Raw genomic sequence first — 15,979 nt, 5'->3', positions numbered from 1 at the left:
GATCGTCGTTCATGAAGAAGGCTTTCGTCGTCGGGCACCCGATCAAGCATTCCCGGTCGCCGCTGATCCATGGCCATTGGCTGAAGCAGTACGGAATCGAGGGCTCCTACGAGCGCATCGACGTGGCGCCGGCCGATTTCGGCGAATTCCTGAAGACTTTTCCGGAGCGGGGCTTCGTCGGCGGCAATGTCACCATTCCCCATAAGGAAGCCGCCTGCCTGGGGGTGGATCGGCGGACGAAGCGGGCCGAGAGGCTCGGGGCGGTCAACACCCTCTGGCGCGAAGACGGCCTGATCTGGGGCGACAACACGGATGTGCTGGGCTTCACGGCCCATCTCGACCGGAGCCTGGGACAAGGCTGGGAAGAAGCTGTGGACACGGCGTTGATCGTCGGGGCCGGCGGGGCGGCGCGGGCCATCGTGGCCGGGCTGCAGGACCGGGGCATCCCGCGCCTTCTCGTGATCAACCGGACCCTGCCGAAGGCCGAGGAACTGGTCCGAGACCTGAGGGATGACGGGCCGTCCTCCCTCCAGGCTCTCCCCTGGGGCGACATCGACGCGGCGCTGGCCACGGCGGGGCTCGTCGTCAACACCACCTCCCTGGGCATGGCCGGACAGCCGCCGCTCGACCTCGATCTGGGGATAAGTCCCGATGGAGCCGTGGTGGCCGACATCGTCTATGTGCCGCTCAGGACCCCGCTGCTCGCCGCGGCCGAGGCGCGTGGCCTGCGGACCGTCGACGGGCTCGGGATGCTGCTGCACCAGGCGGTGCCGGGCTTCGCCCGCTGGTTCGGCGTGACGCCGGAGGTGACGCCGGAACTGCGGGCGCTGATCGTGGCCGATCTCGAGGGGCGCTCATGACCTTCGTGCTGGGACTGACGGGCTCCATCGGCATGGGCAAGTCGGCCACGGCCGCCATCTTCCGGCGGCTCGGCGTTCCCGTCCACGATGCGGATGCGGCGGTCCACGATCTCTACCGGGGCCGGGCCGCGCCGCTGATCGAAAAGGCCTTCCCGGGCACGGTCGCGGACGGCATCGTCGACCGGCCGAAGCTCGGCGCGGCGGTTCTGGGCGATCCGCAGCGCATGAAGGCGCTGGAGGCCATCGTCCATCCGCTGGTGCGGGAGGAGGAGGAGGCCTTTCTGCGCCGGGTGTCGGCGCTGGCCTCGGTGGCGGTGCTCGACATTCCCCTCCTGCTGGAGACCGGCGGCGAGGTCCGGTGCGACGCCGTTCTCGTGGTCACGGCCCCGGCTTCTGTGCAAAGGGAGCGGGTGATGGCTCGTCCGGGGATGACGGAGGAGAAATTTAAGGCGATTCTGCTCAAACAGATGCCGGACGCGGACAAGCGGGCGCGGGCCCATTTCGTTCTGGACACGAGCCGCGGCTTCGCCTCGGCGGAAGCCCAGGCCCGGTCCATTCTCGCCTGCCTGGCCGGCCGGCCGGGCCGCGTCGGGCGACAGGGACACGGGTGATGATGCGCGAAATCGTTCTGGATACGGAAACCACCGGCACCGATCACGCCAACGGCGACCGGGTGATCGAAATCGGCTGCGTCGAACTCCTGAACCACATCCCGACCGGGCGGAGCTACCACGTCTACATCAATCCGCAGCGCCCGGTCTCCGCCGGGGCGCTCGCGGTCCACGGGCTCTCGGACGCGTTCCTGGCCGACAAGCCGGTGTTCAAGGACGTCGTCGACGAGTTCGTGGAATTCGTCGGCGATGCCCGGCTCGTCATCCACAACGCGGCCTTCGACGTGGGCTTCCTCAACGCGGAATTCGCCCGCACCGGGCACCCGCAGATCGCCCTTTCCGACGTGGTCGACACCCTGTCCATGGCCCGGCGCAAGCATCCGGGCGCGGCCAACAACCTCGACGCCCTCTGCTCCCGCTACGGCATCGACAATTCCAAGCGCACCAAGCACGGCGCGCTCCTCGACGCCGAAATCCTGGCCGAGGTCTATATCGAGCTCATCGGCGGCAAGCAGGTGGGCTTCGACCTGACCCTGCAGCCGTCCGCGAAGGCCGGCCTTGCCCGAATGGGGGCGGCCTCCTCGCGGGAAACCCGCCCGCGTCAGGTCATCTCGCGGCTGACCGATGCCGAGCGGCAGGCCCACGAGGCCTTCATCCAGTCCCTCGGCTCCAGCGCCCTCTGGCGCGATTATCTCGGCGAGCCTCCGGCCGAAGGCCAGGCCTGAGGCATCCGCCTCGGGAGCGAGGGCTGTGATGCCCCGTCGCCTCTTCCTGCGAGAGATCGGGCCGTCAGGTTCGAATGAGGGATTCGCTTGCGCTCCGGTCGTCGCTGTTCATCGGCCCCACCCGCAGCCGTCATCCAGAACCGCCTCGAGGGAGAGGGCGTCTCCGGAGTGCCCTGGACCCTCCTTCGGGACGCCGCTGCGCGGCTCCTCAGGATGAGGGTGGGAGCGGTTGCGGCCTTCGTGGATCTGGCGCTGTCTGGCGCGACCTCCTTCCCTCCCCCTTGTGGGGAGGGCCAGGGTGGGGGTGCCGGCGCCACACCTTCATAGGCTATCGCCCACACCCCCACCTCCACCTCCTCCCCACAAGGGGGAGGAGAGCAGGACTGAGTTTCCGGCGAACTCCGGCAGGCCCGAGGTCCGTGGGGAAGGAGAGCCCGGCAGCGCTTCTTGCGAGGCGGTGAGGAGGGCCGGAAAAAACAAATCCCGGCGAAGCTGGCTGCCGCGCCGGGATGTCGTCACGAAAACGTGTTGTCCCGGCCGGGCCGGGCGTCGCGCTTACGACAGGGCCGTCTGGTTGCCCTGCTGCCCCTGCATTTCGGCGGCGCGCTGGCGGTAGAGGGCCACGAAATCGATCGGGTCGATGTAGAGGGGCGGAAAGCCGCCGTTGCGGACCGCGTCGGCCACCATCTGGCGGGCGAAGGGGAAGAGCAGGCGCGGGCACTCGATCATGATGACCGGGTGCAGCTGGTCCTGCGGGATGTTCTGGACCCGGAACACGCCCGAATAGGTCAGCTCGAACGCGAACAGCACGTCCTTGTCGCCGATCTTGGCATTGCCTTCGAGGGTCAGGTCGACCTCGAAATCGGCCGCGTCGAGCTGCTTGGCGTTCACGTTCACCTGCAGGCTGATCTGCGGGCCTTCCGACTGCTGCTGCAGCGAACGGGGCGCGTTGGGGTTCTCGAACGAGAAATCCTTGCAGTACTGGGCGAGGGCGTTGAGCGAGGGCATGCCGCCTTCCTGCGCTCCGTTGTTTGCCGGGTTGTCGGCCATGATTCTTGCTCCCAGATGGATCGGTGGTGGGGGCCCGGACGGAGCGCTTCGGGAAAGCGCCGGCGAGGTAACGGGCTATCGCTCCCGCGCTACCATGCTTCCATCCCATGAACAAGATTCAGCTTTCTCCCTCGCTTGTCCAAGGGAGAGGTGGATGTTACGACCCATGGACCCCATATGCGAAAGATCACCCTTCGCTTTGGCCGGGGCAACCTTGGCGCATCACGCGTCAGGATCGGGCAAGCCGACAACGGATCGACGATGCAGGATTCCTTCGACATCACGACCCTTATCTTTATCGTACTCGCCGTCTTCGTGATCTGGCGTCTTCGCTCCGTGCTGGGGCAGAAGACCGGGAACGAGCAGCCGCCGATGGATCCGCTCTCGCGCCGCGATGCCGGCCTCAGGCCCGGCAATCCGGCCGCCGAGCAGGACAACGTGGTCCGTCTCCCCGGCGCCAACGGGTCCCGCCCCGCTCCCGAGAACCTGGCCGAACGCTGGAAGGGCATCGCCGAGCCCGGCACCCCGATGGCCCAGGCCCTGACCGAGATCACCCGGGCGGAACCCGCCTTCGAGCCGGCAGGCTTCCTGGAGGGCGCCAAGTCGGCCTACGAAATGATCGTCACGGCTTTCGCGCAGGGAGACCGCCGCACCCTCAAGGATCTCCTGTCGAAGGAGGTCTATGAAGGCTTCGAGCGCGCGATCACCGAGCGCGAGCAGCGGGGCGAGAAGGTGGAAACCACCTTCGTGTCCATCGACAGGGCCGAGATGGTCGGGGCTGAGGTCCAGGGCAAGCAGGCCCAGATCGTGGTCCGCTTCCTGTCCAAGCTCATCACCGCGACCCGGGACGCCTCCGGCGCCGTGGTGGACGGCAGCCCGGACGCGGTCGTCGACGTCACCGACGTATGGACCTTCGCCCGCACCCTCGGGAACCGCGACCCCAACTGGTTGCTCGTCGCCACCGAAGCGGGACAATGAGGCATGGGGCCCGGGCCGCTCTCGGGGGGCTCGCCTGTCTTCTCGCCTGGATCGTGACCATGCCCGCAGATGCCGTATCGCCGCTCGAGGGCAAGGCGCAGCTCGAAGCCCTGTCCTTTTCCGATCTGTCCGGATGGGACGGGGACGACCACGGCGAAGCCTTCCGGGCCTTTCTCCGGTCGTGCCGGGCCCTCGACGCTCAGGCGGCCGAATTGCGGCCGGCGCAGAAGCCGGATGCGGGCGTGCTCGCCGTGTGCCGCGAGGCCCTCGAGACCCCTGCCCTCGACGGCGCCGAGGCCCGCGCCTTCTTCGAGCGGCATTTCCAGCCCTTCCTGATCCGCCCCGAATCGGGCGACGGCTTCCTGACCGGCTACTACGAACCCGAGTTCCGGGGCAGCCGCCGGCCGGATTCCACCTACAAGGTGCCCCTGCTCGACCGGCCCGACGATCTCGTCACCATCCCCCAGGGCGAAACCCTGCCGGGAATCGACCCGGCTCTCCAGGCCGCCCGGCGCACCTCCGACGGCCATGAGCCCTATCCCGACCGGGCCGCCATCGAGGACGGCGCCCTCGGCGACAAGGCCAAGCCGGTGGTCTACCTGCGCGAGCCCGGCGAGGCCTTCATCATCCACGTGCAGGGCTCGGCCCGGATTCGTCTCGACGACGGCTCGGTCATGCGTGTGGCCTATGCGGGCCGCAACGGCCGTCCCTACACTTCCATCGGCCGCCTGCTGGTGCAGCGGGGTGAGATGGACCTGGAGACCATGACCCTGGAAAAGCTCATGGGCTGGCTCAAGGATCATCCGGGTCCCGCCCGCGATCTCATGCGGCAGAACCGGTCCTACATCTTCTTCCGCGAAGCGGCCGAGCTCGCCCCCGAGGACGGGCCCATCGGCGGCGCCGGCATTCCGCTCGTTCCCGGCCGCAGCCTCGCGGTCGACCGCTCCCTGTGGCCCTACGGCCTGCCCTTCTGGCTGGAGGGCGAACTGCCCGTGACCCTGGACCGGGCCGAGCCCCTGCGGCGGCTCATGATCGCGCAGGATACGGGCTCCGCCATCGTCGGGCCGGCCCGGGGCGATTTCTTCTTCGGCAGCGGCCCCGACGCCGGGACCCGGGCCGGGCTCCTGCGCCACCGGACGCGCTTCGTCGTCCTCAAGCCTCGCCTCGATCCATGACCAAGCGCCGGTCCCGTCCGCTCAGCCCCGAGGAGCGACGGCTCTGGGGCCAGGTGGTCCGGAGCGTCAAACCCCTCAAGGGCAAGCTGCCGCCGCCCGAGCCGGAGCCGGAGGAACAGCCGGCGACCGCCACCGCGCCGGTGCGGGAGGTGGTGCTCGCGCCTTCCCCCTCGCCGTCCCTGCCCCGGAAGCCGCCCGTGACGCCGCTCGCACCCCTCGAGCGCAAGACCGTGAAGGCCCTTCGGCGCGGAACCCGGCAGGTGGACAGCGTCATCGACCTGCACGGGATGCGCCAGGAAGAGGCCCATTACGCGCTGATCAACTTCCTTCATCGGGCGCAGGGCTCGGGCTACGGCATCGTCCTCGTCATCACCGGCAAGGGCGGCGCGGCGGGGCCGGGCCTTTTCGAGGAGCGCGGGGTCCTGCGCCGCATGGTGCCGCACTGGCTGCGCCTGCCCGATCTCAGATCTCTTGTGGTTGGCTTCGAAGAAGCCTCTCCCCAGCATGGCGGATCCGGTGCACTCTATGTCAGGCTTCGCCGCAGGCGGGGCGCGGGATGAACGGATGACTCCTTTCGGCGAACGGGTGCGGCAGCTGCGCCGCGAACGCGGGCTCCTCCTGAAGGACATGGCCGCGCATCTGGGCGTGTCGAGCGCCTATCTGTCGGCCCTGGAGCGGGGCGAACGCGGCAAGCCGACCTGGACCCTGATCCAGGGGGTCCTGCAATATTTCAACATCATCTGGGACGAGGCCGACGAGCTGGCCCGGCTGGCCGACGTCTCGGATCCGCGGGTGAAGATCGACACCGCGAGCTGCGACCCGCGCGCCACCCTTCTGGCCAACCGCCTCGCCCGCGAGATCCGCGGCCTGTCCGAAAGCGAGCTCGAAGCCATCCTGACGATCCTCGACAAGGCGCAGGAACGGAGCCGGCGGGTGGCGTCCCTCCTCGACAAGGCGCAGGATTCGATCCAGTCGTCCTCCTCCCCCGGCTAGGATCCCGACCCGGCCCTGCGGACCGCCGGGGACGCGGCGCCCGACCTTGACCGCCGCGGCTTTGGATGCGAAAGCGCCCCTTTCCCTGAAACTTTCGGTTGCTCATGTCCCAGAATCGCATCGACGTGCTCACGCTCGGCAACGCCATCGTTGACGTGCTCGCCCATACGGACGAGGCCTTCCTCCTCAAGAAGAACGTCCACAAGGGCGCCATGCAGCTCATCGACGAGGCGCGGGCCGAGGAGCTCTACGGGGACATGGGGCCGGCCATCATCGTGTCGGGCGGGTCGGCCGCCAACACGGCGGCGGGCGTCGCCTCGTTCGGCGTCAAGGCCGGCTTCATCGGCAAGGTCAAGGACGACGAGACCGGCCGCCTCTTCGCCCACGACCTGAACGCCATCGACGTCCATTACGACGTGATCCCGGCCCAGGACGGCCCGGCCACGGCCCGCAGCTTCATCCTGGTGACGCCCGACGGCGAGCGCACCATGAACACCTATCTCGGCGCCTGCCAGAACCTTACCCCCGACGACGTGAACCCGGAGACGGTGCGCGCTTCGGGCATCGTCTATCTCGAAGGCTATCTCTGGGATCCGCCGGCCGCCAAGGAGGCCTTCCGCAAGGCCGTGAAGATCGCCCACGAGGCCGGCAACAAGGTGGCGCTCACCCTCTCAGACGCCTTCTGCGTCGACCGCTACCGCGACGAGTTCCTCGGCCTCATGCGCGACGGCAGCCTCGACATCCTCTTCGCCAACATCCACGAGCTGCAGAGCCTCTACGGCACGTCGGACGCCGATACGGCGCTCGCGGCCCTGCGGGAGGAGAACGTGCTCGGCGCCATCACCCGCTCGGCGGACGGCGCGCTCGTGGTCAGCCGCGGCGAGACCAAGGCGGTCCCCGCCTTCCCGGTGGAGCGCGTGGTGGACACCACCGGCGCGGGCGATCTGTTCGCGGCGGGCTTCATGGCCGGCCTGACCCAGGACCTCGACCTCGTCGACTGCGCCCGCCTCGGCGGCCTCGCGGCGGCCGAGATCATCAGCCACCTCGGCGCCCGTCCGCAATCCGACCTGCGCGACCTCGCCCGTCAGCAGGGGCTGCTGGCCTGAAACAGGATCTTCGGCCCGAGCGGCGGGGCATGAGCGATCATGGCTCGCCGCCGGTCGGCCCGAACCAGATGCTGGCGAGGGCGCTGAGGGCCACCAGCACCAGAAAGCCGTTCATGGCGACCAGCAGATAGGGCGGCAGGCGCTGCACGTCCGGGTTGGGCGGCGGCGTGCCGACGAAGACCTGGCGCCAGACCGCGGCCGCGAAGCAGAACGCGCTGAACAGCACCAGGACCGATCCGGTGCCGATGATCATCCATTCGGGCACCACGCCCGCGAGCAGCTTCTTGGCTCCGATGCCGGAGGCAAGCGCCGCTAGGCCGGTGCGGACCCAGGCGGCATAGGTCCGCTCGGCGGCGAAGACCGTGCGGTCCGCCGCAAGCTCCGTGCGCCGGTCGGCGCTGTCCTTGGTGACCTTGGCCGCGACGGCGGTGTGCTGGGCTGCGACCTGCGTGTTCTCGGCCGCCTCCTGCGCCTGGTCGGCGCTGCGCCGGATCTCTTTCTCGATCGGTTGCGTGGTCATGCGTGCTCCGTCCCGATGGGAACAACGCACCAGACCGGCGAAGGTTGAGTTCGAGGAAGCGGCGGCGTCAGAGCCTTCTCAGCGCCACCGTCTCGATCCGGTGGCTGGCGCCTTTCTTCAGGATCAGGCTCGCCCGCTGCCGGGTCGGCACGATGTTTTCGCGCAGGTTCAGCAGGTTGATCCGGTTCCACAGGCCGTCGGCGATGGTCATGGCCTCGTCCTCGGGCAGTTCCGCATAGCGGCGGAAATAGGAGAGCGGATCGCGGAAGGCCGTGTGGCGCAGGCGGAGGAACCGGTTCACGTACCAGCGGTGCAGGTCCGCCTCGTCGGCATCGATATAGACCGAGAAATCGAAGAAGTCGGACACGAAGGGGATCGCCGTGCCGTCCTTGGGCATCCGCGCCGGCTGGAGCACGTTGAGGCCCTCGACGATGAGGATGTCCGGCCGGTCGATCACCGTCTCCTCGCCGGGCACCACGTCGTAGACCAGGTGCGAATAGAGCGGGGCGTGCACGTTGCGCTTTCCGGCCTTGATGTCGGCGAGGAAGTGCAGGAGCGCTCCGGTGTCGTAGCTCTCGGGAAAGCCCTTGCGCTCCATCAGGCCCAGCCGCGTCAGCTCCGCGTTGGGCAGGAGGAATCCGTCCGTGGTCACGAGATCGACCTTGGGCGTGTTGGGCCAGCGGGCGAGCAGCGCCTTCAGGACGCGGGCGGTGGTGGATTTGCCGACCGCCACGGAGCCCGCGACCCCGATGATGTAGGGGACCTTTTCCTCCTTCTCGGCCAGGAGGAAGCGCTGCGTTGCCTTGAACAGCCCCTGGGTCGCCGCGACGTAGAGGGAGAGCAGGCGCGACAGCGGCAGGTAGATCGCCGCCACCTCGTCGAGGGAGATCGGATCGTTGAGGGATTGCAACTGCACCACCTCCTCGGCGGTGAGCGTCATCGGCGCATCGGCGCGCAGCCTCGCCCACTCGTCCCGCGGAAAGATCCGGTAGGGCGAGAGACCGTCATCGGCTTCGAGAGGCGGCACCGCGTTGCGTTGGTCCATGAGACCATCCTTTATGGCTTGCGCGCGGCCTTCTCGGCGAGCCCCGATTGCGCGGTGCGGCGCTCCAATTCGGCCATTACCTCATTTAAGGAAATGTCGGCGCCCTGCAACACGACCAAAAGATGATAGAGCACGTCGGCGGCTTCCGCCGTCAGGTTCTTCCGGTCGCCCTGCACGGCCGCGATGGCCGCCTCCACCGCCTCCTCGCCGAGCTTCTTGGCAGCCTTGGCGGGTCCGTCGGCGAGGAGCTTCGCCGTATAGGACTCGGTTGCGGGCGCTGTGGCGCGCTCCGCCACGATGCGGGCGAGGTCGTCGAGGGTGAAGGTGGTCATGGTCTATCCCGATGTCGTCCCCGACCGGAGCGAAGCGGAGGGGAAGGGGATCCATGGATCCCCGAACGGTGGAGTGGATCCCCTTCCCGGCTCTTCGAGCCACCGGGGATGACAGGAGAGATTCTCCCGCCTCAGGCCGCCTTGTCCAGGGCCGGCTTGTCGAGGCGCATCTTGAGCCCGGCTCCCGCCATGTATTCCTTGGCCTCGCCGATGCTGTGCGTGCCGAAATGGAAGATCGAGGCGGCGAGCACGGCGCTGGCATGGCCTTCGCGAACGCCGTCGACCAGGTGGTCGAGATTGCCGACGCCGCCCGACGCGATCACCGGCACGGAGACCGCATCCGAAATCGCCCGCACGAGCGCGAGGTCGTAGCCGCCCTTGGTGCCGTCCCGGTCCATGGAGGTGACGAGGAGCTCCCCTGCCCCGAGCTCCGCGACCTGGCGGGCGAAGGCGATGGCATCGATACCGGTCGGGTTACGGCCGCCGTGAGTAAAAATCTCCCAGCGCGGTGCCTCGCTTGTTCCCGACACCTTCTTGGCGTCGATGGCGACTACGATGCATTGCGCGCCGAACTTCTCCGCCGCCTCGCGCACGAAGTCCGGGTTCTTCACGGCGGCGGTGTTGATCGAGACCTTGTCGGCCCCCGCGAGCAGCAGCTTGCGGATGTCCTCCACGGTGCGCACGCCGCCGCCGACGGTGAGCGGCATGAAGCAAGCCTCCGCCGTGCGGCTCACCACGTCGAGGAGGATGCCTCTCGCCTCATGGCTCGCGGTGATGTCGAGGAAGCACAACTCGTCGGCGCCGGCGGCGTCATAGGCCTTGGCGGCCTCCACCGGATCGCCCGCATCGACGAGGTCGACGAACTGCACGCCTTTGACGACGCGGCCGTCCTTCACGTCGAGGCAGGGAATGAGACGCACTTTCAGCATCAGACGGGCTCCTTGCGCACGGAGCGGAGCAGCGCCAGCGCCTGGTCCGGGTCGATGCGCCCGTCATAGAGTGCGCGGCCCGAAATCGCGCCGCCGAGGACGGCGCAGTCGGGATGGGTCAGGCGCTCGATATCGGCCATGGAGGCGAGTCCGCCCGAGGCGATGACCGGGATCGACACGGCCCGCGCCAGGGCCAGGGTCATGGGGATGTTGAGACCCTTGAGGATGCCGTCGCGGGCGATGTCCGTGTAGATGATGGCGGCGACGCCCGCATCCTCGAAGCGGCGTCCGAGCTCCTCGGCCGTGAGGGTCGAGGTCTGGGCCCAGCCCTCCACGGCCACGAGCCCGTCCTTGGCGTCGATGCCGACGGCGATCCTGCCCGGATGGAGGCGGGCCGCCTCGCGCACGAATTCGGGATCGCGCACGGCGGCGGTGCCGATGATGACCCGGGCGACGCCCTTGGCGAGCCAGCCCTCCACGGTCTTCATGTCGCGGATGCCGCCGCCGAGCTGCACCGGAATCGCGACGCGCCCGAGGATGCTCTCGACGGCGGCGGCGTTCATGGGCTTGCCGGCGAAGGCTCCGTCGAGATCGACCACGTGCAGCCATTCGAAGCCCTGGGCCTCGAAGGCGGCGCCTTGCGCGGCCGGGTCGTCGTTGAACACGGTCGCCTGGTCCATGTCGCCCTGGACGAGGCGGACGCAGCGGCCTTCTTTGAGATCGATGGCGGGAAAAAGGATCACGGGCGCCACCTCAGGAAGTTGGCGATGAGCTTGAGGCCGAGAGTCTGGCTTTTCTCGGGGTGAAACTGGGTGCCGACGATATTGTCGCGCCCGACGATGGCGGTGACGGGCCCGCCGTAATCGGAGACGGCCACCAGGTCGTCCGGGTCCTGCGGCTGCAGCGCATAGGAATGCACGAAATAGGCGTGCAGGCCGTCCGGTCCGGTCGGAATTCCGTCGAGCAGGGGATGGTCCCTGCGCTTGTCCAGGGTGTTCCAGCCCATATGGGGGATCTTCAGGGCCGGGTCCTGCGGCGCGATGGCCTTCACGTCGCCGTGGATCCAGTCGAGGCCGGGGCTCGTGGTGTGCTCCAGGCCGCGGGTCGCCATGAGCTGCATACCGACGCAGATGCCGAAGAAGGGCTTGCCGTGCCGGTGCACGCTCTCCTCCAGGGCCTCGACCATGCCGGGCACGGAATCGAGGCCGCGCCGGCAATCGGCGAAGGCGCCGACGCCCGGCAGCACGATGCGGTCGGCGGCGCGGACCGCGTCCGGATCGGACGTGACCGTGACGACATCGTCGAGCCCCGCCTCCCGCGCGGCCCGCTCGAAGGACTTGGCGGCGGAGTGCAGGTTGCCCGAACCGTAATCGATGATGGCGACGCTCACCGGGGACGCTCCGCATCGGGAAAGAGGCCGATGACCGGCTCCGTCCTGGGAGAGGGATAGACGCGGGGCGCCGGCGAGGGAGCGGCGTCGCGGGCGGGAGCCGGGGCCGGGGCGGCGCTCCGTTCGAGCCAGCGGGCGGCGATCTTGGTTTCCGCCTCGTCCCGGTCGGCCGCCGACACCACGTCGGCGGTGGGGCGGCCGTGGCGCGCGAGCGTCCAGCGCCTGAGGCTGTTCGCCTCGAGGCCGATCAGCGCCGAGAACAGCACATGTGCCACGAGACTCGCGGTCGGATGCACGTTCAGCAGGTTCAGCATCATGTTGAAGGCGACGAGCGCGAACAGGACGCAGAGCCCGGCGAGCCAGAGGCGGTGCACGAAGAACCACAGGAAGGTGAAGAAGAAGGCGCCCCAGGAAAAGGCGTCCTTCACGAGGTCGGCCTTCTCCAATGCCGCCGGATCACCCGGCCGCGCATCGCGCGGGAGGTGCAGGGTAAAGGTCGTCATGGCGTTTCCGTTCTTATAAAGTGCCCTTGGTGGAGGGAACGCGCCCCTCCTCCCTTAGGTCCACAGCAACCGCCTGACGCAAGGCCCGTGCCAAACCCTTGAAGCAGCTCTCGGCGATGTGGTGGCTGTTGGCCCCGTAGAGCGTCTCCACGTGCAGCGTCAGGCCCGCATTGACGGCAAACGCCTGGAAGAACTCGCGCACCAGCTCGGTGTCGAAGGCGCCGATCTTCTCGGTCGGGAAGGCGGTGCGGAAGACCAGGAACGGGCGGCCGGAAATGTCCACGGCGATGCGGGTCAAGGTCTCGTCCATCGGCAGATGGATATCCGCATAGCGGGTGATGCCCTTCTTGTCGCCAAGTGCCTGCAGAAGCGCCTGCCCGAGAGCGATGCCCGTATCCTCGGTCGTATGATGCTGGTCCACATGCAGGTCGCCCTTCACCGTCACGGTCAGGTCGAAGAGACCGTGGCGGGCGAACAGTTCGAGCATGTGGTCGAGGAAGCCGACTCCGGTGGAGATCTCGGCCTTGCCGGTGCCGTCGAGGGCGATCGACAGGACGATATCGGTCTCGGCGGTGCGACGGCTGACGCTCGCGGAGCGCATCATCAAGGATCCTTTGAGGAATGAGAGACCGCGCCTTCTATCAAGACGCGGCAAGAAACGCCACCCGCGTTGCTTTTGCCCGATCAATGCTTAAGTCAGGGCAGAACCGGCCCGCCCTGCCCTTCCACGGGCGGCCGGCGCCTGCATCTGCGTGACATCACCCCACCCGCCGGAGATTGCTCCCCGTGTCAGAAGACGCCTCCCCCCGCATGCATGCCACGACGATCCTCATGGTCCGCAAGGGCGGCCGGGTGGTCATCGGCGGCGACGGTCAGGTCAGCCTCGGACAGACCGTCGTCAAGGGCAATGCCAAGAAGGTCCGCCGCCTCTCCAAGGGAGGCGTGATCGGCGGCTTCGCCGGATCGACGGCCGACGCCTTCACCCTGTTCGAGCGGCTCGAGGCCAAGCTGGAGCAGTATCCGGGCCAGCTCACCCGCGCCTGCGTGGAGCTGACCAAGGACTGGCGCACCGACCGGTATCTCCGCCGCCTGGAGGCGATGATGCTCGTGGCCGACAAGGAGGTGGGCCTGCTCCTCTCCGGCAGCGGCGACGTGCTGGAGCCGGAAGGCGGCATCATGGCCATCGGCTCGGGCGGAAACTTCGCGCTCGCCGCCGCGCGGGCCCTGGCGGAGTACGAGACCGACGCCGAGACCATCGTGCGCCGCTCGCTTTCCATCGCGGCCGAGATATGCGTCTATACCAATAGCAATATTGTTATAGAAAGCCTCGACCTATGATCACCGATGCCGTCCTCGAACAGGGAGTTGTTCGGGGCATTGTGACGAACGAGCAGGCGATCGGCCTGCGGACCCTTGCCCGCGACATGGCGGCTGCCGCCGCGCCTGAGCCGGAGGACGAGGAGAAGCTGCGCTCCGTCACCGGCTTCAGCGATATTTTCGTCACTTTGGGGATCGGGCTCTTTACCGGCGCGCTCGGCTATTTCGCGTCCCTCTCGGGCGATCTCGCCAGGTGGTCCGTGCTGGCCGTCTCCGCGTGGCTGCTGGCCGAGTTCTTCACGCGCCGCAGGCGGATGGCGCTTCCGAGCATCGCCCTGCTCGCCCTCTTCGCGGTTTCGGTGTTCGGCGCGACGGGCTTCTTCCTCAAGTGGCTCCTCTCGGGAGCGCCGGAGCAGACCGGAGCGTTCGGCGCCTGGGGCTACGACCAGGAGCGTCCATGGCTCGTCGTGTTCAGCGCCCTCGTGACCGTGGTCATGACCGGCCTGCACTATCTCCGCTTCCGGGTGCCGATCACGGTCGCGGCCGGTGCCACCGCTCTGGTCCTGGCGCTTCTCGGCCTGATCTCCGCCCTGGTCCCCGAGCCTCCCCAAGACATGGTTATCGGCGCCCTGTTCCTCTGTGGCTGCGCCGTCTTCGCCCTGGCGATGCGCTTCGATCTCTCCGATCCGGAGCGCGTGACGCGCCGCAACGACATCGCCTTCTGGCTGCACCTGCTCGCGGCGCCCCTGATCGTCCATCCGGTGATCTCGCAATTCGCGGGCAATGGCCTGATGCCCGGGATCGGGACCGCCGTCGCGGTGCTCGCCATCTTCGTGCTGCTCGGCGCCATCGCGGTGGTGATCGACCGGCGCGCCATGCTCGTCTCCGGTCTCGTCTATGCGGGATACGCCTTCGCGTCTCTCATCCGGGAGATCGGCCTCGACGACCAGACCGCCCCCGCAACCCTGCTCGTGCTCGGCGCCTTCGTTCTCCTGCTCAGCGCAGGCTGGGGGCCGGTGCGCGCGGCGCTGCTGCGACTTCTTCCCACCCACCTTGCGCACAGGCTGCCACACCCCATTCTTTCATCATCATGACCACGTTCTCCCCCCGTGAAATCGTTTCCGAACTCGATCGTTACATCGTTGGCCAGAACGACGCGAAGCGCGCCGTGGCCATCGCCTTGCGCAACCGCTGGCGCCGTCAGCAGCTCGAAGGGCATCTCCGTGAGGAGGTCGCGCCCAAGAACATCCTGATGATCGGTCCCACCGGCTGCGGCAAGACCGAGATCTCCCGCCGCCTGGCGCGGCTCGCCAATGCGCCCTTCCTGAAGGTCGAGGCCACCAAGTTCACGGAGGTGGGCTATGTGGGCCGCGACGTGGAGCAGATCGTGCGCGACCTCGTCGAGGTCGGCATCGGCCTCGTGAAGGAGGAGCGGCGCAAGCAGGTCCAGGCCAAGGCCCATGTGGCCGCCGAGGAGCGCGTGCTCGACGCCCTCGTGGGCGCGACCTCCAGCGCCGCCACCCGCGATTCCTTCCGTCGCAAGCTGCGCGCCAACGAACTCGATGACAAGGAAATCGAGATCGAGCTGCAATCCTCCGGCTCGTCCGGGATGCCCATGTTCGAGATCCCCGGCATGCCGGGCGCCTCCGTGGGGGCGATCAACCTCTCCGACATGTTCGGCAAGGCCTTCGGCGGACGGCCCAAGGCCCGGCGCACCACCGTGCGCGAGGCCTACGAGCCCCTCGTCGCCGAGGAGGCCGACAAGCTCATCGACCAGGACGCCATCGTGCAGGAGGCGATCCAGCAGGTGGAGAACAACGGCATCGTGTTCCTCGACGAGATCGACAAGATCTGCGTCCGCGAGGGCCGCACCGGCGGCGGCGACGTCTCCCGCGAGGGCGTGCAGCGCGACCTGCTGCCGCTGATCGAGGGCACCACCGTCGCCACCAAGCACGGCGCGGTGAAGACCGACCACATCCTCTTCATCGCGTCGGGCGCCTTCCACGTGTCGAAGCCGTCAGACCTGCTGCCGGAGCTGCAGGGCCGCCTGCCGATCCGCGTCGAGCTTTCGCCGCTGACGGTGGAGGATTTCAAGCGCATCCTCACCGAGACGGAAGCGAGCCTGATCAAGCAATCCGTGGCCCTGATGCGGACCGAGGGCGTGGAGCTCGTCTTCACGGACGACGCCATCGACGCCCTGGCGCAGGTGGCGGTCGACGTGAACAACTCGGTCGAGAACATCGGCGCGCGCCGCCTGCAGACCGTGCTGGAGCGGGTGCTCGACGACATCTCCTTCACGGCTCCCGACCGTTCCGGCGAGGCGGTGACCATCGACGCGTCCTATGTGCGCGGCGAGGTGGAATCGCTCGCCAAGAACACGGATCTCAGCCGGTTCATCCTGTAGGACGCCCGAGGCCGGGAACCTCCAGCACGCTCTGGGGATTC

At 68.2% G+C, this 15,979-nt stretch carries 20 protein-coding genes; 11 read left to right on the top strand and 9 right to left on the bottom strand.

Annotated features, from left to right (window positions below; all coding sequences use genetic code 11):
• Nucleotides 1–11 precede the first annotated feature (11 nt).
• From ACFOYU_RS25060 to dnaQ, 3 genes are read left to right on the top strand one after another with little or no spacing between them, the layout of a single operon-like run.
• Nucleotides 12–860: a shikimate dehydrogenase gene (locus ACFOYU_RS25060; protein ID WP_377035639.1), complete on the top strand. Its 849-nt coding sequence runs from the start codon at nt 12–14 to the stop codon at nt 858–860.
• On the top strand, nt 857–1,471 hold the full coding sequence (gene coaE, locus ACFOYU_RS25055; RefSeq protein ID WP_377035638.1) for a dephospho-CoA kinase: 615 nt from the start codon (nt 857–859) through the stop codon (nt 1,469–1,471). Before ACFOYU_RS25060 ends, coaE begins: the two co-directional genes overlap by 4 nt.
• The gene (gene dnaQ, locus ACFOYU_RS25050) at nt 1,471–2,196 is read left to right on the top strand and encodes a DNA polymerase III subunit epsilon (protein WP_226738370.1); all 726 of its coding nucleotides are present in this window, start codon (nt 1,471–1,473) and stop codon (nt 2,194–2,196) included. The genes coaE and dnaQ overlap by 1 nt, the downstream gene beginning before the upstream one ends.
• Before the next feature lie 555 nt (nt 2,197–2,751).
• Here the strand turns inward: dnaQ and secB are convergent.
• Entirely contained in the window at nt 2,752–3,246 is a 495-nt protein-coding gene (gene secB / locus ACFOYU_RS25045) for a protein-export chaperone SecB (protein ID WP_226738372.1), read from the bottom strand.
• Between the two features lie 261 nt (nt 3,247–3,507).
• Between secB and ACFOYU_RS25040 the strand changes: the two genes are divergently transcribed.
• The 5 genes from ACFOYU_RS25040 to ACFOYU_RS25020 all read left to right on the top strand — a co-directional run bounded on the left by ACFOYU_RS25040 (nt 3,508) and on the right by ACFOYU_RS25020 (nt 7,498).
• The gene (locus ACFOYU_RS25040; protein ID WP_226738374.1) at nt 3,508–4,224 is read left to right on the top strand and encodes a Tim44/TimA family putative adaptor protein; all 717 of its coding nucleotides are present in this window, start codon (nt 3,508–3,510) and stop codon (nt 4,222–4,224) included.
• Complete coding sequence (locus ACFOYU_RS25035; RefSeq protein ID WP_377035637.1) at nt 4,221–5,399, top strand: murein transglycosylase A; 1,179 nt, start codon at nt 4,221–4,223, stop codon at nt 5,397–5,399. The genes ACFOYU_RS25040 and ACFOYU_RS25035 overlap by 4 nt, the downstream gene beginning before the upstream one ends.
• On the top strand, nt 5,396–5,959 hold the full coding sequence (locus ACFOYU_RS25030) for a Smr/MutS family protein (protein WP_377035636.1): 564 nt from the start codon (nt 5,396–5,398) through the stop codon (nt 5,957–5,959). The genes ACFOYU_RS25035 and ACFOYU_RS25030 overlap by 4 nt, the downstream gene beginning before the upstream one ends.
• Before the next feature lie 4 nt (nt 5,960–5,963).
• Complete coding sequence (locus ACFOYU_RS25025) at nt 5,964–6,392, top strand: helix-turn-helix domain-containing protein (protein ID WP_226738380.1); 429 nt, start codon at nt 5,964–5,966, stop codon at nt 6,390–6,392.
• Nucleotides 6,393–6,496: 104 nt separating this feature from the next.
• Nucleotides 6,497–7,498, top strand: coding sequence for an adenosine kinase (locus ACFOYU_RS25020; protein WP_377035635.1), 1,002 nt, complete (start codon nt 6,497–6,499; stop codon nt 7,496–7,498).
• Between the two features lie 37 nt (nt 7,499–7,535).
• Here the strand turns inward: ACFOYU_RS25020 and ACFOYU_RS25015 are convergent, their stop codons facing one another.
• The 8 genes from ACFOYU_RS25015 to hisB form a co-directional block, all read right to left on the bottom strand.
• Nucleotides 7,536–8,018, bottom strand: coding sequence for a YidH family protein (locus tag ACFOYU_RS25015; protein WP_226738385.1), 483 nt, complete (start codon nt 8,016–8,018; stop codon nt 7,536–7,538).
• Nucleotides 8,019–8,085: 67 nt separating this feature from the next.
• On the bottom strand, nt 8,086–9,063 hold the full coding sequence (gene coaA, locus ACFOYU_RS25010; RefSeq protein ID WP_377035634.1) for a type I pantothenate kinase: 978 nt from the start codon (nt 9,061–9,063) through the stop codon (nt 8,086–8,088).
• A gap of 11 nt (nt 9,064–9,074) precedes the next feature.
• Nucleotides 9,075–9,395, bottom strand: a complete 321-nt coding sequence (locus tag ACFOYU_RS25005; protein WP_377035633.1) for a phosphoribosyl-ATP diphosphatase — start codon at nt 9,393–9,395, stop codon at nt 9,075–9,077.
• A gap of 131 nt (nt 9,396–9,526) precedes the next feature.
• Nucleotides 9,527–10,324 (bottom strand): imidazole glycerol phosphate synthase subunit HisF, encoded by a 798-nt coding sequence (gene hisF, locus ACFOYU_RS25000; protein ID WP_226738391.1) that lies wholly within the window; start codon nt 10,322–10,324, stop codon nt 9,527–9,529.
• A complete protein-coding gene (gene hisA, locus ACFOYU_RS24995) occupies nt 10,324–11,076 on the bottom strand; it encodes a 1-(5-phosphoribosyl)-5-[(5-phosphoribosylamino)methylideneamino]imidazole-4-carboxamide isomerase (RefSeq protein WP_377035632.1) in 753 nt (250 codons plus the stop codon). The genes hisF and hisA overlap by 1 nt, the downstream gene beginning before the upstream one ends.
• Complete coding sequence (gene hisH / locus ACFOYU_RS24990; RefSeq protein ID WP_377035631.1) at nt 11,064–11,714, bottom strand: imidazole glycerol phosphate synthase subunit HisH; 651 nt, start codon at nt 11,712–11,714, stop codon at nt 11,064–11,066. Before hisH ends, hisA begins: the two co-directional genes overlap by 13 nt.
• Nucleotides 11,711–12,217, bottom strand: a complete 507-nt coding sequence (locus ACFOYU_RS24985) for a DUF2628 domain-containing protein (RefSeq protein ID WP_377035630.1) — start codon at nt 12,215–12,217, stop codon at nt 11,711–11,713. The genes hisH and ACFOYU_RS24985 overlap by 4 nt, the downstream gene beginning before the upstream one ends.
• Before the next feature lie 13 nt (nt 12,218–12,230).
• Complete coding sequence (gene hisB, locus ACFOYU_RS24980) at nt 12,231–12,818, bottom strand: imidazoleglycerol-phosphate dehydratase HisB (RefSeq protein WP_377035656.1); 588 nt, start codon at nt 12,816–12,818, stop codon at nt 12,231–12,233.
• 209 nt (nt 12,819–13,027) lie between these two features.
• On the opposite strand from hisB, the gene hslV reads away from it, so the two are divergent.
• The 3 genes from hslV to hslU are packed head-to-tail and all read left to right on the top strand — an operon-like array spanning nt 13,028 to nt 15,938.
• Nucleotides 13,028–13,555 carry an ATP-dependent protease subunit HslV gene (hslV, locus tag ACFOYU_RS24975; RefSeq protein ID WP_226739230.1) on the top strand — a complete coding sequence of 176 codons (528 nt, stop codon included), beginning with the start codon at nt 13,028–13,030 and terminating at the stop codon, nt 13,553–13,555.
• Nucleotides 13,552–14,628, top strand: coding sequence for a hypothetical protein (locus ACFOYU_RS24970; RefSeq protein WP_377035629.1), 1,077 nt, complete (start codon nt 13,552–13,554; stop codon nt 14,626–14,628). Before hslV ends, ACFOYU_RS24970 begins: the two co-directional genes overlap by 4 nt.
• Nucleotides 14,625–15,938, top strand: coding sequence for an ATP-dependent protease ATPase subunit HslU (hslU, locus tag ACFOYU_RS24965; RefSeq protein ID WP_226738401.1), 1,314 nt, complete (start codon nt 14,625–14,627; stop codon nt 15,936–15,938). Before ACFOYU_RS24970 ends, hslU begins: the two co-directional genes overlap by 4 nt.
• The last annotated feature ends 41 nt before the right edge of the window (nt 15,939–15,979 follow it).

Origin of the sequence: Microvirga sp. GCM10011540 (assembly GCF_042650665.1) — a bacterium.
Lineage (GTDB): Bacteria > Pseudomonadota > Alphaproteobacteria > Rhizobiales > Beijerinckiaceae > Microvirga > Microvirga lenta.
This window is presented reverse-complemented; position numbering and strand designations above follow the sequence as displayed.